General features: G+C 45.9%; 23 protein-coding genes, 1 pseudogene and 1 riboswitch. Of the genes and pseudogenes, 17 read left to right on the forward strand and 7 right to left on the reverse strand.

The window, feature by feature from the left end; translation table 11 throughout:
* The first annotated feature begins 29 nt into the window (after positions 1-29).
* From ACZ07B_RS19045 to amj, 3 genes are all read left to right on the forward strand, one after another.
* Positions 30-581, forward strand: coding sequence for a GNAT family N-acetyltransferase (locus ACZ07B_RS19045; protein WP_003234398.1), 552 nt, complete (start codon positions 30-32; stop codon positions 579-581).
* 77 nt (positions 582-658) lie between these two features.
* Complete coding sequence (locus tag ACZ07B_RS19050; protein ID WP_464877548.1) at positions 659-1081, forward strand: pyridoxamine 5'-phosphate oxidase family protein; 423 nt, start codon at positions 659-661, stop codon at positions 1079-1081.
* A 505-nt stretch (positions 1082-1586) separates the two neighbouring features.
* Positions 1587-2396 carry a lipid II flippase Amj gene (gene amj / locus ACZ07B_RS19055; RefSeq protein WP_003234394.1) on the forward strand — a complete coding sequence of 270 codons (810 nt, stop codon included), beginning with the start codon at positions 1587-1589 and terminating at the stop codon, positions 2394-2396.
* Between the two features lie 44 nt (positions 2397-2440).
* Here the strand turns inward: amj and ACZ07B_RS19060 are convergent, their stop codons facing one another.
* A complete protein-coding gene (locus tag ACZ07B_RS19060; protein WP_014478869.1) occupies positions 2441-2731 on the reverse strand; it encodes a DUF3817 domain-containing protein in 291 nt (96 codons plus the stop codon).
* A 185-nt stretch (positions 2732-2916) separates the two neighbouring features.
* Here ACZ07B_RS19060 and lrpC point away from each other — a divergent pair, with 185 nt between their 5' ends.
* The 10 genes from lrpC (at position 2917) to ACZ07B_RS19110 (ending at position 17395) form a co-directional block, all read left to right on the forward strand.
* Positions 2917-3351 (forward strand): transcriptional regulator LrpC, encoded by a 435-nt coding sequence (gene lrpC / locus ACZ07B_RS19065; RefSeq protein WP_464877549.1) that lies wholly within the window; start codon positions 2917-2919, stop codon positions 3349-3351.
* A gap of 64 nt (positions 3352-3415) precedes the next feature.
* The gene (locus ACZ07B_RS19070) at positions 3416-5599 is read left to right on the forward strand and encodes a DNA topoisomerase III (protein ID WP_464877550.1); all 2184 of its coding nucleotides are present in this window, start codon (positions 3416-3418) and stop codon (positions 5597-5599) included.
* 201 nt (positions 5600-5800) lie between these two features.
* Complete coding sequence (locus ACZ07B_RS19075; RefSeq protein ID WP_464877551.1) at positions 5801-6889, forward strand: lipoprotein YdaJ; 1089 nt, start codon at positions 5801-5803, stop codon at positions 6887-6889.
* Positions 6870-7721 carry a cyclic-di-GMP receptor EpsK gene (epsK, locus tag ACZ07B_RS19080; protein ID WP_003234384.1) on the forward strand — a complete coding sequence of 284 codons (852 nt, stop codon included), beginning with the start codon at positions 6870-6872 and terminating at the stop codon, positions 7719-7721. Before ACZ07B_RS19075 ends, epsK begins: the two co-directional genes overlap by 20 nt.
* 10 nt (positions 7722-7731) lie before the next feature.
* Positions 7732-9441 carry a DUF2334 domain-containing protein gene (locus tag ACZ07B_RS19085; RefSeq protein ID WP_464877564.1) on the forward strand — a complete coding sequence of 570 codons (1710 nt, stop codon included), beginning with the start codon at positions 7732-7734 and terminating at the stop codon, positions 9439-9441.
* The gene (locus ACZ07B_RS19090) at positions 9434-10696 is read left to right on the forward strand and encodes a glycosyltransferase family 2 protein (RefSeq protein ID WP_464877552.1); all 1263 of its coding nucleotides are present in this window, start codon (positions 9434-9436) and stop codon (positions 10694-10696) included. Before ACZ07B_RS19085 ends, ACZ07B_RS19090 begins: the two co-directional genes overlap by 8 nt.
* Before the next feature lie 5 nt (positions 10697-10701).
* On the forward strand, positions 10702-12813 hold the full coding sequence (locus ACZ07B_RS19095) for a cellulose biosynthesis cyclic di-GMP-binding regulatory protein BcsB (protein ID WP_464877553.1): 2112 nt from the start codon (positions 10702-10704) through the stop codon (positions 12811-12813).
* A gap of 135 nt (positions 12814-12948) precedes the next feature.
* Positions 12949-13092: riboswitch (cyclic di-AMP (ydaO/yuaA leader) on the forward strand.
* A 192-nt stretch (positions 13093-13284) separates the two neighbouring features.
* Entirely contained in the window at positions 13285-15108 is a 1824-nt protein-coding gene (gene kimA / locus ACZ07B_RS19100; RefSeq protein ID WP_341283388.1) for a potassium transporter KimA, read from the forward strand.
* A 58-nt stretch (positions 15109-15166) separates the two neighbouring features.
* Positions 15167-15607, forward strand: coding sequence for an NUDIX hydrolase (locus tag ACZ07B_RS19105; RefSeq protein WP_464877554.1), 441 nt, complete (start codon positions 15167-15169; stop codon positions 15605-15607).
* A 63-nt stretch (positions 15608-15670) separates the two neighbouring features.
* Positions 15671-17395 (forward strand): pyruvate oxidase, encoded by a 1725-nt coding sequence (locus tag ACZ07B_RS19110; protein WP_464877555.1) that lies wholly within the window; start codon positions 15671-15673, stop codon positions 17393-17395.
* Positions 17396-17451: 56 nt separating this feature from the next.
* On the opposite strand, the gene ACZ07B_RS19115 is transcribed toward ACZ07B_RS19110, so the two are convergent.
* From ACZ07B_RS19115 to ACZ07B_RS19135, 5 genes are all read right to left on the reverse strand, one after another.
* A complete protein-coding gene (locus ACZ07B_RS19115) occupies positions 17452-17592 on the reverse strand; it encodes a hypothetical protein (RefSeq protein WP_217003212.1) in 141 nt (46 codons plus the stop codon).
* Between the two features lie 28 nt (positions 17593-17620).
* Entirely contained in the window at positions 17621-17887 is a 267-nt protein-coding gene (locus tag ACZ07B_RS19120) for a hypothetical protein (protein WP_009966591.1), read from the reverse strand.
* A gap of 103 nt (positions 17888-17990) precedes the next feature.
* Complete coding sequence (locus ACZ07B_RS19125) at positions 17991-19268, reverse strand: Nramp family divalent metal transporter (RefSeq protein WP_032680356.1); 1278 nt, start codon at positions 19266-19268, stop codon at positions 17991-17993.
* A 234-nt stretch (positions 19269-19502) separates the two neighbouring features.
* Positions 19503-19760: a GlsB/YeaQ/YmgE family stress response membrane protein gene (locus ACZ07B_RS19130; protein ID WP_003246519.1), complete on the reverse strand. Its 258-nt coding sequence runs from the start codon at positions 19758-19760 to the stop codon at positions 19503-19505.
* Positions 19761-19837: 77 nt separating this feature from the next.
* Positions 19838-20290 (reverse strand): DUF2188 domain-containing protein, encoded by a 453-nt coding sequence (locus ACZ07B_RS19135; RefSeq protein ID WP_003246574.1) that lies wholly within the window; start codon positions 20288-20290, stop codon positions 19838-19840.
* Positions 20291-20407: 117 nt separating this feature from the next.
* On the opposite strand from ACZ07B_RS19135, the gene ACZ07B_RS19140 reads away from it, so the two are divergent.
* From ACZ07B_RS19140 to ACZ07B_RS19155, 4 genes and pseudogenes are all read left to right on the forward strand, one after another.
* On the forward strand, positions 20408-21226 hold the full coding sequence (locus ACZ07B_RS19140; protein WP_024572682.1) for an EcsC family protein: 819 nt from the start codon (positions 20408-20410) through the stop codon (positions 21224-21226).
* 128 nt (positions 21227-21354) lie between these two features.
* Positions 21355-21726: a glucose starvation-inducible protein GsiB gene (gene gsiB / locus ACZ07B_RS19145; RefSeq protein ID WP_003246542.1), complete on the forward strand. Its 372-nt coding sequence runs from the start codon at positions 21355-21357 to the stop codon at positions 21724-21726.
* Between the two features lie 131 nt (positions 21727-21857).
* Positions 21858-22199 (forward strand): cupin domain-containing protein, encoded by a 342-nt coding sequence (locus ACZ07B_RS19150; RefSeq protein WP_017697014.1) that lies wholly within the window; start codon positions 21858-21860, stop codon positions 22197-22199.
* Positions 22193-22551: pseudogene (locus tag ACZ07B_RS19155) on the forward strand (YdbC family protein). The gene ACZ07B_RS19150 and the pseudogene ACZ07B_RS19155 overlap by 7 nt, the downstream one beginning before the upstream one ends.
* Before the next feature lie 36 nt (positions 22552-22587).
* Here ACZ07B_RS19155 and ACZ07B_RS19160 read toward each other — a convergent pair.
* Positions 22588-23409: a manganese catalase gene (locus tag ACZ07B_RS19160; RefSeq protein WP_024572055.1), complete on the reverse strand. Its 822-nt coding sequence runs from the start codon at positions 23407-23409 to the stop codon at positions 22588-22590.
* Positions 23410-23457: the final 48 nt, after the last annotated feature.

Genomic DNA, 23457 nt, shown 5'->3' on the forward strand with positions numbered 1-23457 from the left:
ATGGTTAAAAAAGGAAAGAGGGCGAGGCAATGTTCACTTGCAAGGTAAATGAGCACATCACCATCCGATTATTGGAGCCAAAGGATGCGGAGCGACTGGCCGAACTCATTATCCAAAATCAGCAGCGGCTTGGCAAGTGGCTGTTTTTTGCGGAAAATCCAAGCAGCGCTGAAACGTACCGAGAAACCATCATTCCAGATTGGCGGCGCCAGTATGCCGACCTGAACGGCATTGAGGCGGGGCTCCTTTATGACGGCAGCCTATGCGGCATGATCAGCCTGCATAACCTTGATCAAGTGAATCGTAAGGCGGAAATCGGATATTGGATTGCCAAAGAATTTGAAGGGAAAGGCATTATTACAGCTGCCTGCCGAAAACTCATTACGTATGCTTTTGAAGAGCTTGAGCTGAATCGTGTGGCGATCTGTGCGGCTGTCGGAAACGAAAAAAGCAGAGCGGTTCCGGAGCGGCTCGGGTTTCTAGAGGAAGGCAGGGCACGGGACGGCTTATACGTAAACGGCATGCATCACGACCTCGTCTACTACAGTCTGTTAAAGCGTGAATGGGAAGGCGAAAAATAAAGAGCACACTTTCTTGTTTAAATCTTCCCCGGATGTGGAAAAGTAACAGCGGAGACGTTAAAAAGGAGTGATTCGAGATGAATCAGCAAGACATTAAACAAAAAGTGCTTGATGTTCTAGATCACCATAAAGTAGGTTCGCTCGCAACAGTTCAAAAGGGCAAACCGCATTCCCGCTACATGACTTTTTTCCATGACGGGCTGACGATTTACACACCGACAAGCAAGGAAACTCATAAAGCGGAAGAAATTGAGAACAACCCCAATGTCCACATTTTATTAGGCTATGATTGTGAAGGCTTTGGCGACGCATATGTCGAAGTTGCCGGAACAGCCAAAATCAACAATTCGGCAGAACTCAAGGACAAAATATGGAGTTCCAAATTAGAGCGCTGGTTTGACGGCAAGGATGATCCGAATCTGGTGATTCTTGAAATTGAACCGGAGGATATCAGATTAATGAATGCCGGGGAGAAAACACCGGTCTCACTCGAACTATAAAAAATTTGTGTTTTCAGGGGCGATATGTTATTATGAATAGCTAGTAAGAAAAATAAGCAAATAAAAAAGAAAGTAAACTTCTTTTTTCTGTTTTGAGAGAGAAGCTTACCGCTTCCCAAGCAGCATAACCAGCTGCCCTTATTCTTTTCCTTCATAACAAATCGCCCCTAACGATGAGATGGAAAAAAGACTTTTTTGTTTTACAATTCACACCGGCGCGGCTTCGGAGCCGCAGTGACGATTGAGAGGTAGGGCTTTCGTTGTCTTGTGTTCAAGAAATTTCCATGGTGTTTACTTTCCAGAATGATTCTTCGGAACAATGCTTTATGAATCTAACCCGCCTGACTTGGCGGATGATATAATCTTTATTTGCGTATAGAAAAGAATAAGACAAACCGCCCGGCGTACGCCGGACGGTTTTTTTATTGCAAAAAACACATCGTACTGAAACCTCCTTGTCTTCTTTCCAGTCTTATCTCTAGGATGAAATTGGAGGAAGAATAACGTGCATGTCATTACAACACAAGTACTTTTTATTTTTTGTTTTTTATTGCTGATTCACTCGATAGAAACCTTAGCCTATGCCACAAGGCTTTCCGGAGCCCGCGTTGGATTTATTGCGTCCGCGCTTTCTCTGTTTAATGTCATGGTCATCGTATCCAGAATGTCGAACATGGTGCAGCAGCCCTTTACCGGGCATTTAATTGATGATGCTGGAAAAAACGCACTGGCGATTGTAGGGGAGCAGTTCCGCTTTTTAATTTTCGGATCGACAGTCGGCACCATTTTGGGCATTATCCTGCTCCCGTCTTTTGTCGCTCTTTTTTCACGGGCGATTATTCACTTGGCGGGCGGCGGCGGCTCCGTTTTTCAAGTTTTCCGAAAGGGATTCTCGAAACAAGGATTCAAAAATGCCCTTTCCTATTTGCGTCTGCCGTCTATTTCATATGTAAAAGGATTTCATATGCGCTTGATTCCGAAGCGTTTGTTTGTCATCAACATGCTGATTACATCGATTTATACGATTGGCGTGCTTTCGGCTTTATACGCAGGCCTTCTGGCGCCGGAGCGCAGTACGACAGCCGTCATGGCTTCGGGTTTGATCAACGGAATTGCGACCATGCTGCTGGCCATTTTTGTTGATCCTAAAGTATCCGTTCTAGCTGATGATGTGGCAAAAGGAAAACGAAGCTATATCTATTTAAAATGGACCTCTGTCACAATGGTCACATCAAGGGTGGCGGGCACACTCCTCGCCCAGCTCATGTTTATTCCGGGGGCCTACTATATCGCGTGGCTGACAAAGTGGTTTTAATAAAAAAGGCTGGATCATAAAAATCCAGCCTTTTTTGCGTTCCCTTATTTATATTTCCTTAATCCGCGGTCGTACAAAAAATTTCCGAATGGGACGAAAGCGGCGACGAAGCCGGCAGCTGACCATTTCAGCGGCCATTTGACAGAGAAGGTTGCATAAGCCAAGACAAGCAAATACAAAATGAACAACCCGCCGTGAACCGAACCGACAATTGTCACCGCAAGCGGAAGGCCTGCCCAATATTTAAGCGGCATAGCGATGAACAACAGGATTAAGAGTGACATTCCTTCAATAAAACCCATCGTGCGAAGTCTTCCGATCGGCGTTTGCAGCATAAATCGCCCTCCTTGTGGACACGTTTTCATTTTATACTATAAACAATCCGGGGGGGGCATATGACAGCTTTCAAAAAATGTTCGGAAAACATTCATTTTTACATGCCTTTTCTAGGGAACTGTACTTGTCATTTACAAAAATACCCGAGATAATGTGTACAAAATCAAAAAAGAAGGATGTTGAAATGAAACTTGACCAGATTGATCTGAATATCATTGAGGAGCTGAAGAAGGACAGCCGTTTGTCGATGAGGGAATTAAGCAGAAAAATTAAGCTGTCGCCACCATCTGTAACAGAACGGGTAAGACAGCTTGAATCGTTTGGCATCATCAAGCAATACACGCTGGAGGTCGACCAGAAAAAACTGGGGCTTCCCGTTTCCTGCATTGTGGAAGCAACCGTTAAAAACGCGGATTACGAGCGGTTCAAAAGCTATATTCAAACATTGCCGAATATTGAATTTTGCTACCGGATTGCGGGTGCAGCCTGCTATATGCTGAAAATCAATGCCGAAAGCCTCGAAGCGGTAGAAGATTTCATTAACAAAACATCGCCCTACGCGCAAACCGTCACTCACGTCATTTTCTCAGAAATTGACACGAAAAACGGGCGCGGTTAGAGAGTGCCGCGCGAAGTCTGTTATAATAACAGGATGAGCGTGAAAGAAAGAGAAGTGATCAAGCATGTCAAAAACAGTTGTATTAGCTGAAAAACCTTCAGTCGGCCGGGATTTAGCCCGGGTGCTGAAGTGCCATAAAAAAGGAAACGGTTATCTCGAAGGTGATCAATATATTGTGACCTGGGCTTTAGGCCATTTGGTGACGCTTGCTGATCCGGAAGGCTACGGAAAAGAATTTCAATCATGGCGCCTAGAGGATCTGCCGATTATCCCAGAACCCTTGAAGCTTGTGGTGATAAAAAAAACCGGAAAGCAGTTCAATGCAGTCAAATCCCAGCTTACCCGTAAAGACGTCAATCAGATTGTCATCGCGACTGACGCAGGCCGGGAAGGTGAGCTTGTTGCGCGCTGGATCATTGAGAAAGCGAATGTCCGAAAACCAATCAAGCGGCTGTGGATTTCATCTGTGACGGATAAAGCGATCAAGGAAGGTTTTCAAAAGCTGCGCAGCGGCAAAGAATATGAAAACCTGTACCATTCTGCCGTCGCCAGAGCGGAAGCGGATTGGATTGTGGGGATCAATGCCACCCGTGCACTTACCACAAAATTCAATGCCCAGCTCTCATGCGGGCGTGTGCAGACTCCGACGCTTGCCATGATTGCAAAGCGCGAGGCAGACATTCAAGCGTTTACGCCCGTTCCGTATTACGGCATCCGTGCTGCAGTCGACGGCATGACGCTGACGTGGCAGGATAAGAAATCAAAGCAGACGAGAACGTTCAATCAAGATGTAACAAGCCGTCTGCTAAAAAATCTCCAAGGAAAGCAAGCGGTCGTAGCTGAGCTGAAAAAAACAGCGAAAAAAAGCTTTGCGCCTGCGCTTTATGATTTAACGGAGCTGCAGCGTGACGCCCACAAGCGCTTCGGTTTTTCTGCTAAAGAAACGCTTTCTGTACTGCAGAAGCTATATGAGCAGCACAAGCTCGTTACATATCCGCGGACGGACTCTAGATTTCTATCCAGTGACATCGTCCCGACGTTAAAAGACCGTCTGGAAGGCATGGAAGTAAAACCGTATGCCCAATATGTCAGCCAAATTAAAAAACGCGGCATTAAATCTCATAAAGGATATGTCAATGACGCGAAGGTGTCAGACCACCACGCGATTATCCCGACCGAAGAGCCGCTCGTTCTCAGCAGCCTGAGTGATAAAGAACGAAAGCTGTATGACCTGATTGCGAAACGTTTTCTGGCTGTATTAATGCCTGCATTCGAATATGAGGAAACAAAGGTCATCGCAGAAATCGGCGGAGAAACCTTTACGGCGAAAGGCAAAACCGTGCAGTCGCAAGGGTGGAAAGCCGTTTATGATATGGCGGATGAGGATGATGAGCAGGAGGATGACAGAGATCAGACACTTCCTTCGCTTCAAAAAGGCGACACACTTGCCGTCCGCACGTTAACGGAAACAAGCGGCCAAACGAAGCCGCCTGCCCGCTTTAATGAAGGGACCTTGCTGTCAGCGATGGAAAACCCAAGCGCGTTTATGCAGAGAGAAGAAAAAGGCCTCGTCAAAACGCTTGGAGAAACAGGCGGCCTCGGCACGGTGGCAACGCGTGCCGACATTATTGAAAAACTGTTCAACAGCTTTTTAATCGAGAAAAAAGGCCAAGATATTTTTATCACATCTAAAGGAAAACAGCTCCTGCAGCTTGTTCCGGAGGATCTGAAATCACCGGCCTTAACAGCAGAATGGGAGCAAAAGCTGTCTGCGATCGCGGCCGGCAAATTGAAATCGGCTGTTTTTATTAAAGATATGAAGGCTTACGCTCACCAAACGGTAAAAGAAATCAAAAACAGCAGCCAAACCTTCCGACATGACAATATCACGGGAACGGCATGTCCGGAATGCGGCAAAATGATGCTGAAAGTAAACGGCAAACGCGGGACGATGCTCGTGTGCCAAGATCGTGAATGCGGAAGCAGAAAAACGATTGCCCGAAAAACAAACGCACGCTGCCCGAACTGCCATAAAAGAATGGAGCTTCGCGGCCAAGGCGAGGGCCAAACCTTTGCGTGTGTGTGCGGTCACCGTGAAAAGCTCTCTGTATTTGAAAAACGAAAAAACAAAGACAAAGCGCGTGCTACCAAACGGGACGTATCCTCTTATATGAAAAAACAAAATAAAGATGAGCCGATTAACAACGCGCTGGCAGAACAGCTGAAAAAACTCGGTTTGGATAAATAATAAAAAAACCTGTGCCTATCGCACAGGTTTTTTATTGGACTTAGGTCCTGTTTTCTTAATGTTCAAAAAGGGGAAAAAAAGCTAGCAATCTGCATTTTTTTCTTTTATAGTAAATGTACTTTGTAACATGGCAGTCATATTTTCGTCTATAACTATTTGTGAGCGTCTGATTTGCTTCAGGCGACAAAGGGGGATTTGCCTGTGAGGCATGTACTAATTGCTGTCATCTTATTCTTCTTATCTATCGGACTTTCCGCAGGGTGTGTTGAAGCTGGAAACAAGACCCAAAATCAGTCGGCGACAGAAGTGAATGCCAGCCCGCTCCAGCCGGCGGAATATTTCATCTATCACAATTTAATGAATGACAAAGGGCTGATCAAAACCGATTTTTCAGACCAGCCTTCTTACTTGTCGGAATCTCTCGGACTGTGGATGGAGTTTCTGCTCAGCAAAAATGACGCACCACATTTCCAGGATCAATATCAGCATCTGACTGATTCATTTCTGATGAGCAATCACTTGGTGACGTGGAAGATTCAAAATGGCCAAGCGAGCGGGACGAATGCGCTGATAGATGATATGAGAATTATGCTGTCTCTTGACCAAGCCGCCGCAAAATGGGGCCGCAGCGACTACGCGCAAACGGCTAGGGATATCGGCACGTCTTTGAAGACATACAATATGAACAACGGGTTTTTTACAGACTTTTACGACTCACAGGCCGCTTCAAAGGATGTGACGCTTTCATACGTCATGCCTGATGCCTTAGCTGTCTTAAAGAAGAATGGAATCATAGACGAAGAAACAGAACAGCGGAATGCCAATGTTCTCTATTCAGCTCCTTTAAAAAATGGCTTTCTGCCGAAGACATACAGCTCGGAGACGAAGGAATACACATATGATAGTGAAATCAACCTGATTGATCAGCTTTACGCTGCTTGGCATTTGCCGGAAGGGGATGAAAAAGCATCTGTTTTAGCGGACTGGATCAAGCAGGAATTTCAGAAAAACGGAAAGCTGTACGGGCGGTATTCGGCATATACGAAGGAGCCTGCCGTCCAATATGAGTCTCCATCCGTATATGCCTTAGCCGTATTGTTTTTGACAAAACAGAATGAAAACAGTTCTGTCATCAAAGCCATATATGACAGAATGAATGACTTTGAAATTCATGATCCGGTGAAATCGTATTATGGAGGCTATATGAGCGGCACTCAGACGCATTCATTTGACAATCTGCTGCCGCTGTTAGCCGAAAGGAAGCTTTTTAATGAAAATATCATTCAGTGAATCACAAAAATTATTTGCTTATTTTTCAGGGCTCATCGCGGCCCTGTCTTTGTTTATTTATTATGTGTCAGCCCAGCAATCAGAAGGTGCTCTGATCCTTTGCATCACATTTGGCGTCATCGCCGCAGGCATCTGGTTCGGCCCGATTTACGCGCTGGCAGTGACCTTAATCGTACTCTTTGTTCTCGGCACCTTAATGATGTTTTTCCAGACTGGACAGACATCGCTCTTTCCGGCTGAGGAAGGGCTGCGAATGCTTGTCGTGTGGGGAATCGCGCTTTTGCTGTTTTCTTTTATTTCTGGAAGAATCCACGATATTACAGCAGAGCTTCGGCGCTCAATAACACGGCTTCAATCCGAAATCAAAAGCTATGTTGCTGTTGACAGAGTGACTGGTTTTGATAACAAGCAAAGGATGAAGCTGGAACTTTCAGAAGAAATCAAGCGGGCGGAGCGCTACGGCAATTCTTTTGTGTTTTTGCTGCTCCATATGCATTATTTCAAAGAGTTTAAGTCTTTGTACGGTGAAAAAGAAACGGACCGCCTCTTCCAATATGTCGGTCAGCAAATCAGGACAAGCGTTCGGGAAACGGATAAGAAATTCCGTCCCTCTGACGAGCGTATCGGGATCGTGCTGACGCACACGCCTGCTGAACATATGCCGGCCGTTCTGACCAAGCTGAAGAAACAATTGGATACATATCAGTTGGAAAATGGAAAGTATGTGTCGCTTACGTTCCACGTTTGCTATTTGCCCTACCGCAACGATATCAAAACAGCTGATCAATTTTTAGAAGAACTGGAAAACGAGATGATGATGAATGAACTATAAAGGAATCACATTGCTATGCGTCATGATGCTTCTATTTTCAGCTATTGCGTCTTTTCCCGTTTCTGCGCAAGCGAAAGATCAAGATGCCGGCATTCTCATCATCTATTCAACCTTGGATGGCAAAGAGTCGTCACAAGTCAAAATGCTCGATTTGCTTGCGGGCCACTTTACATCCCATGTGACAGTCAAAAAAGATTCAGACGTTGAAGCGTCGGATTTCAAAGGGAAAGACCATGTGATTTATTACGGCCAAACGAAAAGAAAGCTCAGCAAAAAACTGCTGTCTCTTATCAGCGGCGTAAAAAAACCGGTTGTCGCCATTGGCTATAACGCAGGCCAAATCAGCCAATTTTCCGGGCTTTCATTAGCCCGCAAAGAAAATGTGTTTCAGGTTCACAGCAGGTCGGAAAAGGCCGATGTGTCTCTGGAAAGCGGGCTTAACGTGCTGAGTGTATCAGGCCTGAAAGGAACGGCGCTTTACACCTTCAAAGCCGATGACGGCACAACGCATTCTTTTATATGGAAAACCAAAAAAGGGAATGTGTACATTGGATTAACAAATTTGTTAAATGACAATTTGATCGTGGCGAAACAGCTCAGAGAAGCTTTCGGAGAGAAGGCGGGGACGACGTTATTGTATTTGCGTCTCGAGGATATCAGCCCGATGTCTGATGAAAAATTGCTGCTTCAAGCCGGTACATACCTGCATAAGCGGCATATTCCTTTTATCCTGGCGGTCATTCCGGTTTACTTGAATCCGGAAACAGGCGACAAAGTGTATTTGTCTGATCAACCGAAGATGGTCAAGGTATTGAAAAAGCTGCAAAGCATGGGCGGCAGTATCATTGTTCACGGCTATACTCACGCTTATCGCTACAGTGAAACAGGAGAGGGCTTTGAATTTTGGGATGCAAAGGCGGATCAGCCGATTACATCCGGAAATGCCGAAGACCCCCCGTCCATTTTGGAGAAAGAACAGGACTTCCCGAACGAACAAGCCTATCACAGCTATCTCGAACCATTTCGGGAAAAGGAAGAAACGTATACAAAACAAAAACTGACGCGTGCCATTGAGGATTTGACATCATCGGGTCTTTACCCGCTGGCGTTTGAAGCGCCGCATTACACGATGTCCGATTATGGCTATCAAATCGCCTCGCAGTATTTTACAAGCATTTTCGGCCAGGTCCAGCTCAGCAGCACAACATGGAAAACATCCGGTGCACCTCCGTTTGTGACTGCTCCTTCGATGTTGCACGGAATGACGCTTTATCCGGAAACGATCGGCTTTGTCGACACATCGAAGCAAAACCCGCTCGGTGAGATGGAGGAGCACATCTCCCAGATGATTGATTTTGAAGGCGGAGTAGCCGGAGGATTTTATCACCCGTACCTCGGGATGAAATATCTGCCGGAGCTGGTTGATCAGATGGAACGCATTCCAGACAGTGAATGGCTTGATTTAAAGAAAACGAAACAAACCGTCAAAACAGACAAAGTGGAAATTCATACAAGCGGTGACGGAACGATTCAGGTGAAAAACGGCGTAAGCGCCATTGACGAGTTTTTCGATCATCATCGCCAAACCCCTCTGGAAAAGGCGTTATGGATTCTCTCCGCTGTTGTGCTCTTATTTGTCATCATGTTTGTCAGTTATACGTTTTACTTGAGAGCCACATTGAAAAAACGAATTTTTAAGGAGAGAAGAAGCCTTGGGTAATACGCTGTTCTTTATCTCGCTAAGTTTAATATGGGTTATGCTTCTCTACCACATGTTCCTCATGCAGGGCGGGTTTCGCCACTACATGACCTTCGAACGGAATATCCCGAAGTGGAGAGAAAATATGAAGGAACTGCCGAAGGTCAGCGTCCTCATCCCGGCGCATAACGAAGAGGTTGTGATTCGGCAGACGCTGAAGGCGATGGTCAACCTTTATTATCCGAAGGACCGGCTGGAGATTATCGTCGTTAATGATAATTCATCAGACCGGACGGGTGATATCGTCAATGAATTTTCCGAGAAATACGATTTCATTAAAATGGTGATTACGAAGCCGCCAAATGCAGGAAAAGGAAAATCCTCTGCACTTAACTCGGGTTTTGCCGAATCGAACGGCGATGTGATCTGTGTGTATGACGCCGACAACACGCCTGAGAAAATGGCTGTGTATTACCTTGTGCTCGGCCTGATGAATGACGGAAAGGCAGGCGCCGTGGTAGGGAAATTCCGCGTCATCAATGCAGCGAAGACGCTGCTGACGAGGTTTATTAATATCGAAACGATCTGTTTTCAGTGGATGGCTCAGGGAGGCAGATGGAAGTGGTTCAAAATCGCCACGATCCCAGGCACCAACTTCGCGATCCGCAGAAGCATTATCGAAAAGCTCGGAGGCTGGGATGACAAAGCGCTCGCTGAGGATACTGAGCTGACCATCCGGGTATATAATCTCGGCTATCACATCCGCTTTTTCCCTGCCGCCATCACGTGGGAGCAGGAACCGGAAACATGGAAGGTATGGTGGCGCCAGCGCACCCGATGGGCGCGCGGCAATCAATATGTCGTGCTCAAATTTTTGGCGCAGTTTTTTAAGCTGAAACGAAAACGGATTATCTTTGATTTGTTTTATTTTTTCTTTACGTACTTCCTGTTTTTCTTTGGCGTGATCATGTCAAATGCGATTTTTGTAGTGAATTTGTTTTATGATTTGCATTTGTCTGTTGGATTTTTGGCAATGATTCTCTGGATTTTGGCGTTTTTCTTATTTATGACAGAGGTCATGATTACGTTGAGCATTGAAAAAACAGAAATGAACAAGCAAAACTTTTTTATCGTATTTCTCATGTACTTCACATACTCGCAGGCATGGATTGTGCTTGTTATCTACTCTTTATTCGTAGAAATCAAGCACCGTTTATTCAAGCAAGAGGTCAAATGGTACAAGACAGAACGATACAATCAACATAAAAGCGGGTGACCTTTTTGAAACAAATAATGATTTTTCTCACAAGCTTCATGCTGCTGGCGATGACTGGACAAACGGCTCTTGCCAAAGACGTACAGGTCAGCGGTTCGCTCCTCGGGAAAAGCAGCCAAGAACAAGCCAAACAGCAGGTGCTGACAAGCGAGCTGATTACACTGTATGGATCAAAAGACAGCGCAGAGCTGACGTATCAGATCCCGGCAGGCGCTTCTTCAGGCAATCAGCAATTGGTAATCGAATACGAGGCATCAAATCTTTTAATTTCTCCATCATCGTTAACGGCTGTCATTGATGATGAACCGGTCAAGACGTTAAAGCTTGATGGTGATTCCAAACGGAAAACAGTGAAGCTGAATCTGAATAAAAGCCAGTCTGCGCAAGGCTATCACAACGTATCGTTGAAATTCTACGGCGTCATGAAAGAGGGCGTGTGCGTCAGACAGGATACATCAGGCAACTGGATCAAAATTTATCCGGACAGCCGGCTGACCCTTGCTGACAGCAGTGAAGCGAAGGGAACGTCGCTGGACCATTATCCGTATCCTTTCGCCCAATCTGGAAATACAGCGGAAGAAACAGCTATCGTCATTCCGGATAACCCAAGTTCAGCAGAAATAGAAGCTGCTGTTAAAACAGAAGGCTATTTGAAAACGGTGGACAGCAGTGTCAGTATTGCATATGTCACGGAATCTGAACTAAAAAAAATCGATAAGCCGACGATTGTTATCGGCGTGGACAAGCATTGGAACGGCAAAGTGAAAAAACTGTTGAAACAAGCCGGGTTACAGGCAAAAGGAGAAAACCTTCTGCTTGCGGAGCGGGTGCTGAAAGCAGAGGGCAAGCAGCAGCCGGTTCTGTTTGCGCAAGCGGCGTCCGAGGACGCGCTCACTAAAAAAATCAGCGTGATGACAGATCAGACATATACAGGCCAGCTCAGCGGCGATACACTTTCAATCAGCAAGCTTCAGCAGACTGAAAAAAAAGAAAGTGATAAGCTGACCCTTGAGAATTTTGGAGCGGGCGATATCACAATTGGAGCCGACAAAACATCTTCAGCACATTATTTTTATCCGGCTTCGGCTGTTTTAGATGAAAACCAATCGGCGAAGCTGTCGCTTAAACTGAAAAAGTCTGAAACGATTCAAGCCTCAACGGCTGAAAACGAGTCAGCCTCTCAGGCTGCAGAACTGAAAGTGATGATCAACGGCCAGCCGCACTCGGTCGGGCTTGATGAATTAGGAAAAGAAGATAAAAACGGATTCTATCATGTCACAGTGAAAGTGGACCCTAAGCTGCTGCAAAAAAACCGCTACATTGATATTCAGTTTGTCACGACCGGTTTAAAGGAAAACAACCCTTGTAATACGACTGATAAAGAAAAGTGGGTTTTTATCGATAAAAACAGTACATTATCATACGCCATCAAAGGCATGTCTCCGTCAGCGGATTTTCAAGAGTGGCCGCTTCCTTACGCCGGAAACCAGGATCAAACAACGTTAATCGTGCTTCCTGACACCGTTAGCCAATCGAAGCTAGAGGAGCTTTCTCTCGTAACGGAATCCTTTGGCAGCGAAGCACAGCATTCATATACGGTAAAGAAATCATCTGACGTTACAGCAAAGGATGCAAAAGGACGAAACCTCATTTTCATAGGAGGGATCAATCAATTTTCTCTTCTGAAGGAGAAATCATCAGATCTGCTTGTGCCGCAGGAAAAAAACGGATCGTTTGATGTATCTGGTTTCGAGATGCTGAATGAGACAACAAAACAAGTGGTATTTACCCAAGCATCGGTTTGGGATTCACGCTATACAATGGCAGTCTTTGCACCGTCAAAAGGAGATGGCACGGCTGTCACAAAAGAGATCATCAGTTATCTGAACAGCAACGATGAGTCGGCAACCGTCCTTAATGAAACAAACAGCCAGCAGGTGTTTACAAACCACCAGCAGCTCAAATCGGAAACAAACAGTTCCGGCGCTGAACAACCAACACAGGATCATAGCCAGAAATGGATGTATATTGGTGTGCTGGCACTCATTATGGTGATTGCGGCAGTGTTCATTTGGATTGCCGTAAGACGCAGAAAAAGAAAAACAGATACAGAATAAAACAGAGGCGATTTTAGCCTCTGTTTTTTTATTTTTGGCAAGTAAATTCCATTTGTGGAACCTGTCATTTTATTTTTTTCTCTCAGCCAATAAGCCTCTTTACAACGTGCGGGAACGGGAGTATGATCTCTTTTAGAAAACAAATCGCTTAATCTGAAATCAGAGCGGGGGACCCAATAGAACGGCTTTTTGCCGTTGGGGTGAATCCTTTTTAGGTAGGGCTAACTCTCATATGCCCGAATCCGTCAGCTAACCTCGTAAGCGTTCGTGAGAGGAGATGAATGAAACCTGTGTTCGATGTTATGGCACAGGGGCATCCGTTTGCCTCTGTGTTTTTTGTTGTTCATTTTTGAATGCAAATCGCATACAGAGACATCATAGCAGAAAGGACTATCATCAACATGTGAGAGCAAGACACTGATGTTTTATTGTTTTAATTGAAAAATGAGAAATTAAAAGGGGAAGACATCGATGTATCATTCAATCAAACGTTTTTTGATTGGGAAACCACTAAAATCCCAAGCAGCTGGGGAGCAAAAACTGACGAAATTAAAAGCCTTGGCTATGCTTTCCTCAGATGCGCTGTCATCTGTCGCATATGGGACAGAACAAATTCTAATCATTTTGGCAACAATCAGTGCTGCTGCATTTTGGTACTCCATTCCGATTGCGGTTGGCGTTCTCATCTTGCTGCTCGCACTGATTCTTTCATACAGGCAAATTATTTACGCTTATCCGCAGGGCGGCGGGGCGTATATCGTTTCTAAAGAAAATCTCGGTGAAAAACCGGGATTGATTGCGGGCGGTTCATTGCTTGTTGATTATATTTTAACAGTAGCGGTAAGTATTTCCGCAGGCACGGATGCCATCACGTCAGCCTTTCCTGCATTGCATGATTATCATGTGCCGATCGCTATTTTTCTCGTGTTAGTGATTATGATTTTGAACCTGCGCGGGCTTTCGGAATCAGCATCCATACTTGCCTACCCGGTTTATCTGTTTGTGGTGGCGCTTTTGGTTCTCATTGCAGTCGGGTTGTTTAAACTCATGACAGGACAAATAGACCAGCCAGCCCATCATACACCGCTCGGCACACCTGTAGCCGGCATTACGCTATTTTTGCTGCTTAAGGCTTTTTCCTCCGGCTGCTCAGCGTTGACCGGGGTGGAGGCCATTTCTAACGCGATTCCTGCATTCAAAAACCCGCCTGCGCGAAACGCGGCAAGAACGCTTGCAATGATGGGGATTTTGCTGGCGATTCTGTTTTCCGGCATCACGGTGCTCGCGTACGGATATGGTACGGCGCCGAAGCCTGATGAAACAGTGGTTTCACAAATTGCGGCCGAAACCTTCGGGCGGAATGTGTTCTATTATGTCATCCAAGGTGTCACATCGCTTATTTTGGTCCTTGCGGCAAATACGGGATTTTCAGCCTTCCCGCAGCTTGCCTTCAACCTGGCGAGAGACCAGTATATGCCGCGAATGTTTACAGTCAGGGGCGACCGCTTAGGCTTCTCAAATGGGATTATCTTTTTAGGCTTTGCCTCCATTGTTCTCATTATCTTATTCGGAGGACAGACGGAGCACTTAATCCCGTTATATGCTGTGGGTGTATTTATTCCATTTACGCTTTCACAAACCGGAATGTGCATGAAATGGATCAAGCAAAAACCAAAAGGCTGGATCGGAAAAATGCTGATCAACTCCTGCGGTGCTCTGATATCGTTTATGGTTCTATCCATTCTGTTTGTGACGAAGTTTAATGTCGTATGGCCTGTGTTAATCTTTATGCCAATCGTCGTTTTGCTGTTTTTTGCGATTAAAAATCACTATACTGCGGTTGGTGAACAGCTTCGCATCGTAGACAAAGAGCCGGAAGAAATCAAAGGCACCGTTGTGATTGTGCCTGTGGCCGGTGTCACCACCGTCGTGCAAAAATCGATTCACTATGCGAAATCACTGTCCGATCAAGTGATCGCCGTTCACGTGTCATTTGACAGAGAACAGGAAAAGAAATTCGAAAAACGCTGGGAAGAGCTTAATAACGGCGTGCGTCTCGTTACGCTTCACTCCTCGTACAGAAGCCTTGTCCATCCGTTTGATAAGTTTTTGGAAACAGTTGAGGCAAAAGCGAAGAAGGAGCAGTTTTCCGTTATGGTGCTGTTTCCGCAATTTATAACGAAAAAACGCTGGCACACCATCCTTCACAACCAATCGGCCTTCCTCCTCAGAGTCCGGCTGTTCTGGAAAAAGGACATAATGGTTGCCACACTGCCGTATCATTTTAAAAAGTAAAGCTCTAGGACCAAGGGAATCACCTTGGTCCTTTTTTTCGGGCAAAGGAGGTATGGCGGTGTATACACAAGGTGCTTTTGTGATCGTATTGAACGAAAGTCAGCAAATTCTGCTGGTGAAACGAAAAGATGTCCCTCTATGGGATTTGCCGGGCGGCAGGGTTGATCCCGGGGAATCGGCAGTGCGGGAGGTATTGGAAGAAACGGGATACAATGCAGCGCTTTCTGCGAAAATAGGTGTTTACCAAAGGCCAAAGTTTCAAGATGAACAGCATGTGTTTTTCGGAAGCATAACAGGCGGACAAGCAGTGGCTGACGGCACAGAGACAGCGGGATTAAAGTGGGTTTCCCCGGAGCGTTTGCCGCTTTTTATGGTGCCGAACCGAAAAAGGCAGATCAATGATTTCAAGAATGGCGCTCAAGATGTAAATGTCACCGTCAAGGATAGAGGGTTGCTCGCGGCGATCGACCTGTTGAAAAGAAGACTTGGCAAGCGATAAAGGTCTCCGGGTTTTAAAGCCTTTCTCCTGTGGTATTGAAAAAAGGAAAAAGGAGGATACGTTATGGCACACAAAACTGCAGGACAAGCAATGACAGAGCTGCTTGAGCAATGGGGAGTTGATCACGTATACGGCATCCCCGGAGACAGTATAAATGAGTTTATTGAAGAATTAAGACACGAAAGAAATCAACTGAAGTTCATTCAAACTCGCCATGAAGAGGTAGCGGCACTGGCAGCCGCGGCTGAAGCAAAACTCACCGGCAAGATCGGAGTCTGTCTGTCAATCGCAGGGCCGGGAGCGGTGCACTTATTAAATGGTTTATATGATGCAAAAGCGGACGGCGTCCCTGTGCTGGCGATTGCAGGACAGGTTTCTTCTGGCGAAGTCGGACGGGACTATTTCCAGGAGATCAAGCTGGAGCAAATGTTTGAGGACGTGGCTGTGTTCAACAGAGAGGTACATAGCGCAGAATCACTTCCAGATCTCTTAAATCAGGCGATCAAGACCGCCTACAGCAAAAAAGGCGTTGCGGTATTGAGCGTGTCAGATGATTTGTTTGCGGAGAAAATCAAACGGGAGCCCGTGTATACTTCACCAGTGTATATTGAAGGGAACCTTGAACCGAAAAAAGTACAGCTCGTCACCTGCGCCCAATATATTAATAACGCTAAGAAGCCGATTATCCTGGCAGGGCAGGGAATGAAAAAGGCGAAACGTGAGCTCTTAGAATTTGCGGACAAAGCCGCCGCTCCGATCGTTGTTACACTCCCGGCAAAGGGTGTTGTTCCCGATAAGCACCCGCATTTTCTCGGCAACCTCGGTCAGATTGGAACAAAGCCGGCTTACGAGGCAATGGAGGAATGTGATTTATTAATCATGCTCGGAACGTCATTCCCGTATCGTGATTATTTGCCTGATGACACACCGGCGATACAGCTCGATTCAGACCCGGCAAAAATCGGAAAACGGTATCCGGTGACAGCGGGCCTTGTCTGCGATTCGGCTCTCGGTCTGCGCGAATTGACAGAGTATATTGAACGCAAGGAAGACAGAAGATTCCTGAATGCCTGCACAGAACATATGCAGCATTGGTGGAACGAAATTGAAAAAGATGAGACAGAGGCAACAACACCGCTTAAACCTCAGCAGGTCGTGGCCCGTCTTCAGGAAGCGGCAGCCGATGATGCGGTGCTCTCTGTAGATGTCGGAACTGTGACAGTCTGGATGGCGCGTCATTTCAAAATGAACGCGAACCAGGATTTCATCGTTTCCAGCTGGCTTGCGACAATGGGCTGCGGCCTGCCGGGAGCGATTGCAGCAAGCTTGTCCGAACCGGAACGCCAGGCGATCGCCGTCTGCGGTGACGGGGGATTTTCCATGGTCATGCAGGACCTTCCGACCGCCGTCAAATATAAGCTCCCGATCACAGTCGTCATTTTAAACAACGAAAATCTCGGCATGATTGAGTACGAGCAGCAGGTCAAAGGCAATATCGACTATGTCACAAAACTTCAAAATGTCGACTATGCCGCATTTGCAGAAAGCTGCGGAGCAAAGGGCATCAAAGTGACCAAAGCGGAAGAGCTTGCGCCGGCTTTCCATGAGGCGCTGCACTCTGACCAACCGGTCGTAGTGGATGTCATGATTGGAAACGAACCGCCGCTTCCTGGCAAAATCACCTACGGGCAGGCGAAAGGTTTTAGCAAGTACATGCTGAAAAACTTCTTCGAAAACCAAAAATTTGAAATGCCGTCACTGAAGAAAAGTTTGAAACGGTTATTCTAAAAAAACAGAGGCCCCAAAAGGCCTCTGTTTTTTGTTGGAAACAAACGTATTTTCAGCTATAACACGTTTGAATTCATAAAATGATCGGTGTATGTATTAGGAACTGATTTCGCCATTCTCGAAACAGACAAAAGGACAAATGCATCTTGTTTCAAAGCAATGAGATGCATTTGTCCTTGTATGTTTATTCTTATCAAATCTTACAGAACTCTTCTCATAATAGGGTTATTTCTCTTTTTTCTTCAGCCCGAAGAAGAAAGGAAAAGCAGAACCGACCAAGAAGGTGCCGAATAAAAACATGCCGCCGATAAACACGTGGAAATTTGTGTGTCCGGCCGTAAACGCCGTGATTAGGGAAATGATACTGAGCACGATCATGGCAATGCCGGGCGCGACTCTCATTTTTCCCTTGGATTTATGGGCAGCAACAGAACATAAAATGCCGATAACAATAGGAACAATCCACAAATAAAACAGAATAAATACTGACATCATCAAAACTCCGATTTTTCTTCTATCATAACAAATTTCTGTCAAAAAGGGTATCAATGAGCTTTTGCGAAAAAATAAAAACCGGCTTTAGAAGCCGGTTTTTTTATCGAAACGTATCTACAATTAAAAACACATTCAAAGCAACGATCAATACAGCAATCAGCCAAGACACCACTGTGACCCATTTGGCGTTGATCAGAGATCCCATGATCCGTTTATTGCTTGTAAACATAATAAGCGGAATGAGGGCAAAGGCGATCCCGAAGGACAGCACGACCTGGCTCAGTACGAGAGCGGTCGTCGGATTAACACCTGACGCGATGATCAAGATCGGCGGAATGATCGTGATAAAACGCCGTACATACAGCGGAATGCGGTAGTTGATAAATCCTTGCATAATCACGTCGCCTGAAAGTGTGCCGACAGACGAACTGGATAGACCGGCAACGAGCAGCCCGATCCCGAACAAAGCCGCAGACATAGGGCTGACAAGATGTCCGAATTGCTGAAATGCGACGTCGAGATCCTCAACAAACAGGCCGTTTTTGAAGAATAATGCGGCAGCCACAATCAGCATACTTGCATTAATAGCCCCTGCAATCAGCATCGCTATTAAAATATCAATAAATTCAAACCTAAAGATTTTTTTCCGTTCTGCATCAGTTTTGCCAACCACCCGCCGCTGTGTAAGGGCAGAGTGTAAATAAATGGCGTGCGGCATAACAGTTGCGCCAAGAATACCCGCTGCAAGAAGCACACTGTCGGTGCCATGAAACGCCGGGACAAAAAGGCCCTTCATCACAGACACGGCATCAGGTTTTGCGAAAAAGGTCTGCAGCGCAAAGGCGATCACGACCACAAACAGCATACCGGCAATACCGGCTTCAAGTGAGCGATAACCGCGGCGCTGAAGTTCCAATATCGCGAAAGAACCGATCGCCGCTATAATAGACGCTTCAAGCATCGGAATGCCGAACAGCAAATACAGTCCCAGAGCCGCTCCGATAAATTCCGCCAGATCAGTTGCGATAATGACAAGCTCGCCCTGAATCCATAATCCGATCGAGACAGGCTTCGGGAATTCTTCACGGGCAACCTCAGGCAGATTTTTGCCTGTCGCAATACCGAGTTTGGCGGATAGGGATTGAATCAAAAGCGCCATGATATTGGAAAATAAGATCACCCATAAGAGCATATATCCGTATTTAGAACCCGCCGAAATATTCGTTGCGAAGTTGCCGGGATCAATATAGGCAATGGCTGCTATAAATGCAGGGCCGAGAAAAGGGAGCAGCCCTCTGAATCCTCTGATTTTCCCGTCAAGCGCATCTTGGACGGCTTTGGAACGGGGAGATTGTGCTGTGATGTCCTTGTTCATCATGTCTCACCTGAATTCTGTTTGTTTTTGCCGTACAACAAAGAGTTTCCTTAAGGCAAATTATTTTATCTACATCATATGACCATCCCGGTTTCTTGTCAACCGAAAATGTTCAAAATACACTTCTGAATTTTTCCCTGTTATGTAACATGATATGTAGGGATTCGGGATAAGGTCCCATATAAAAAGACATCGTTTCAGTTCGAAACGATGCCTCCTGTATCTAATGAGTCGAGTCTAGGCTTCCTTCCGCAGCCCGCGGAATATAAGGCCCAGCAAGAACACGAAGATGGCTGCCCCGATGATGGCCGGGAAAATAGCAAAGCCGGCGAGGCTCGGTCCCCATGTGCCAAGAAGTCCGTGCCCAATCCAAGCGCCGATCAGCCCGGCAATCATAGAGCCGAAAATTCCTCCCGGCAGCCGGTTTCCTACAATGGCGCTCCCAATTAATCCGATAACAATTGCAACAACTAATGAAACCAAAAAGCTAAGCATCATGATCACCTCTCATAAATGATTTACCAATCAATAACCGCTCCTGATCATTTCGAAACACCTAAAAGCATATTCCTTTATGATCCTGTTTTAATCTTTCTCTGCACACTGCCGTCAGCTAAATGAACAATGACCTCAGTGCCTTTATGCGCCGCGATTTCCTTTGCCCGTTCAATCGCTTCTTTCTTTGTATCCTTGATTTCAGACACACGTTTGGCGCCCTCGGCTTTGACTGCCCAGCCTTTTTTATGCTTAATAACATGCTCTGCTTTATTCATGAGCTCGGGGCCGCTGCCGCTGCTTGGATCAGCATCGCGTTCTGTCTCATCATCATGCGTCAGGAAATCATCAATTTCATCTGTAGAGGCGTTTTCCGCCCATTCCTTCGCTTTGCTTGTCGCAATTGGAATCGCGCGCCCTTCCTCATAGCCTTCATCAATCATCGCATTCGCAATGTCTATCGCCTTTTTTCTCACCGGCTTCTCAAGATTTTTTAATGAAGCAGGATAATCCTTCATCGACCAAGGCATGTCCATCACTCCTTTTCCTTTTATAAAAATGGTACCCGCAGGTGAAAAATAAAAACGCATCCGAAAAAATGAAGGTATACTATATAGTAGAAAAAACGGAAGGGAAGTGCGGATTGGGTGCCAACAGAACGAAAAGAAGACTTACATCAGCAATTAAAAGAGATAGAGAAATGGGAAAAAGATCAGCAAAAAGTCTGGTTTTGGGAAAAGCTCAGCCGTCTCCCGTTTCAGCTGCTGGACAAGCTGACACCGGAATTCATCCAGAAAAAGATCGGCAAGCTCTTGGATGAGGTCGGCAGCTTTGTTCAAACAGGCGGACAGTACCTGACATCTGAAAAACAGATTATCAGGATATTTCAAAAGAAACTGCCGGAGGAGATCTTTGAATCGCTGGAGGACGTCCGGAAAGCGCCTCTTTCTGTCATGGATGAAATTGCGGAAGGAATGGGCAAAAACAGAACCAACGCAGCAACCGTTCAAGGCGCGACAACCGGTGTGGGCGGCGTGTTTACGCTGGCGGCAGACATTCCGGCAGTGCTTGGCTTATCACTAAAAACATTACAGGATATCGCAGTCGCATACGGCTATGACCCAAAGGAGAAAAAAGAACGCGTCTTCATTGTGAAATGCCTGCAGCTGACGTCGGCTGATGTTGTCGGCAAAAGATCGATTTTGCAGGAATTAAAACACTACGATCAAGACCGTACATATAAGAATGTCGCTTCTCAAATCCAAGGCTGGCGAGAAGTCGTTTTGGGCTATCGAGACACGTTTGGCTGGAAAAAACTTTTCCAGATGGTGCCGGTTGCCGGAATGGTTTTTGGCGCCGCTGCCAATCGCTCAACATTAAACGACATTACCGAGACAGGCATGATGCTGTACAAAAAGAGGCGCATTCTTGAACGACTGAAAGAAACAGAACGAGAGATGGAATAGCAGAAAGCAGACGGACACCGCGATCCGCCTGCTTTTTTTAGTGGAAACATACCCAATGTGTTTTGTTTGTTTAAAAGAATTGTGAGCGGGAATACAACAACCAACACCAATTAAAGGAGGAATTCAAAATGGCAGACAATAACAAAATGAGCAGAGAAGAAGCAGGTAGAAAAGGCGGAGAAACAACAAGCAAGAACCATGACAAAGAATTCTATCAAGAGATTGGTCAAAAAGGCGGAGAAGCCACCAGCAAAAACCATGACAAAGAATTCTATCAGGAAATCGGCGAAAAAGGCGGAGAAGCCACTAGCAAGAACCATGACAAAGAGTTCTATCAAGAAATCGGTGAAAAAGGCGGAGAAGCCACTAGCGAAAACCATGACAAAGAATTCTATCAAGAAATCGGCCGAAAAGGCGGAGAGGCAACAAGCAAAAATCATGATAAAGAATTCTACCAAGAAATTGGCTCAAAAGGCGGAAACGCCCGCAACAACGACTAATCAAAAGCATAAAGGCAGACAACCTGTAAATAAAAAAGCGATCCGGCACATCAGCTGGATCGCTTTTTTTTGGAATCTTCTCAATTTATGCCACTATTGCGATACAATAAGTGAAAAAGGGGTTTTCGCTAATGTCCAAGATGCAAAACTTGCTCGCCATCGCAAATGAAGTCAAAGAAAAGCACGCCAATTTTTCAATCTCAGAGGTCAACGACCACTGCGTGCGCCTTGCGGTGTTTACGGGAGAATATGACTGGCACCATCACCCTGACTCAGACGAATTGTTTATTGTTCTTGAAGGGGAGCTGCTGATCGATTTTAAGGACAAAGAAACCGCGGTGCTCAAAGCAAATGACAGCCTGCTGATCCCGAAAGGCACGGTTCACCGCACACGCTCTTACGTCAGAACGGTAAATCTCTGTGTGGAGCATAAACAAGCCAAAACCGTCATCATAGAGGAGCAGCCATGCTAATCAAAAAGAGATATGTGAAGTAGACGCTGCAAACGCTGAAGCATTTGCAAAAGCGCAGTCACAGTGGGGAGCATTATCGCATATAAGCGGCTTTATCAAACAGGCCGGCGGCTGGCGAAAAACGATAGACGAGCCGCTCACCGCAGAAATCATCAGTGTATGGGAAAACAGAGAAGCCTATGATCATTTTATGGAGAACGAACATGACAGCATATACGAGGAAAACGATCAGAAGGCTGTAATTCTTTCGATAGAGGTGACGGTGTACGAAGAGGATAAACCGTTCGTTCACGATCTGTTACATAACCCCGATATCCGGTACGAACCAAACTGGACGGTTCTGAAGGCATAATCAAAGCCCAAAACATCATGTTTTGGGCTTGTCTCTTTACTCGCGTCCCGGAAGTGTATTATGAACATAAGGCGGTGCTGGTTTTAACTCCGGTTTTTCTCCAAACGTTTTTGCCTCTTTCACATATTCAAAGGCTTCTCCGTCCGGCGCTTTTTCATTTAGCCAGTTTTGCTTGGCGCTTTCTTCGCCTTCAGAGAAATTGATAAGCTGATGTGAGAACTCTTGTTTTTCGAGCGCTTTCGGGAAGGTACCCGGCACAACCGGACCTTCCTGTGCTTCTAATTCTTTAATGGCGGCAAGCCATTGGTTCTGGTGCATTGTGTCACGCGCCAGCAGGAAGCTGAGCATATCTTTGACGCCTTTGTCATCCGTCATTTCAAACAGGCGTGCGACCTGCAGACGGCCCTGTGATTCTGCATTCAGGTTGGCGCGGAAGTCTGCCAGCAGGTTTCCGCTTGCTACGATATAACCGCCGCTCCAAGGTACGCCTGTACTGCTTTCCGGCATGGCGCCAAGTCCTGATACAATAGCATGGTGAGGGTTCATGCCGCCTAGGATGGAGCCGATGACCGGATCTTCAGCAGCTTTTTCCTGCTGATCAAGAGGGGCATCCTCAAGAAGTCTGGCAATCATCGTTGCGATCATTTCAACATGCCCGAGCTCCTCAGTTGCCGTATCCATCAGCAAGTCCTTGTATTTTTCATTTCCTCTTGTGTTCCAGCCTTGAAATAAGTACTGCATGGCAACTGAAATTTCTCCGAATTGCCCGCCTAAAATTTCTTGCATTTTTTTAGCGAATAATGGATCTGGACGATCTGGTTTAGCAGGATGCTGCAGCATTTTTGTGTGCTTAAACATGTACCCATCTCCTTTTCGTTTATCTCTTTTTATATTTCCGATCGATAG

The organism is Bacillus sp. 9.4 (genome assembly GCF_055486415.1).

Excerpts from the sequence above, each read along its gene's own strand:
- ACZ07B_RS19045 (WP_003234398.1), top strand. The coding sequence starts at position 30 with ATGTTCACTTGCAAGGTAAATGAGCACATCACCATCCGATTATTGGAG.
- ACZ07B_RS19050 (WP_464877548.1), top strand. The coding sequence starts at position 659 with ATGAATCAGCAAGACATTAAACAAAAAGTGCTTGATGTTCTAGATCAC.
- ACZ07B_RS19060 (WP_014478869.1), bottom strand. The coding sequence starts at position 2,731 with ATGCTGCAAACGCCGATCGGAAGACTTCGCACGATGGGTTTTATTGAA.
- lrpC (WP_464877549.1), top strand. The coding sequence starts at position 2,917 with ATGAAACTTGACCAGATTGATCTGAATATCATTGAGGAGCTGAAGAAG.
- ACZ07B_RS19070 (WP_464877550.1), top strand. The coding sequence starts at position 3,416 with ATGTCAAAAACAGTTGTATTAGCTGAAAAACCTTCAGTCGGCCGGGAT.
- epsK (WP_003234384.1), top strand. The coding sequence starts at position 6,870 with ATGAAAATATCATTCAGTGAATCACAAAAATTATTTGCTTATTTTTCA.
- kimA (WP_341283388.1), top strand. The coding sequence starts at position 13,285 with ATGTATCATTCAATCAAACGTTTTTTGATTGGGAAACCACTAAAATCC.
- ACZ07B_RS19110 (WP_464877555.1), top strand. The coding sequence starts at position 15,671 with ATGGCACACAAAACTGCAGGACAAGCAATGACAGAGCTGCTTGAGCAA.
- ACZ07B_RS19120 (WP_009966591.1), bottom strand. The coding sequence starts at position 17,887 with ATGTCAGTATTTATTCTGTTTTATTTGTGGATTGTTCCTATTGTTATC.
- ACZ07B_RS19125 (WP_032680356.1), bottom strand. The coding sequence starts at position 19,268 with ATGATGAACAAGGACATCACAGCACAATCTCCCCGTTCCAAAGCCGTC.
- ACZ07B_RS19130 (WP_003246519.1), bottom strand. The coding sequence starts at position 19,760 with ATGCTTAGCTTTTTGGTTTCATTAGTTGTTGCAATTGTTATCGGATTA.
- ACZ07B_RS19135 (WP_003246574.1), bottom strand. The coding sequence starts at position 20,290 with ATGCCTTGGTCGATGAAGGATTATCCTGCTTCATTAAAAAATCTTGAG.
- gsiB (WP_003246542.1), top strand. The coding sequence starts at position 21,355 with ATGGCAGACAATAACAAAATGAGCAGAGAAGAAGCAGGTAGAAAAGGC.
- ACZ07B_RS19150 (WP_017697014.1), top strand. The coding sequence starts at position 21,858 with ATGTCCAAGATGCAAAACTTGCTCGCCATCGCAAATGAAGTCAAAGAA.
- ACZ07B_RS19160 (WP_024572055.1), bottom strand. The coding sequence starts at position 23,409 with ATGTTTAAGCACACAAAAATGCTGCAGCATCCTGCTAAACCAGATCGT.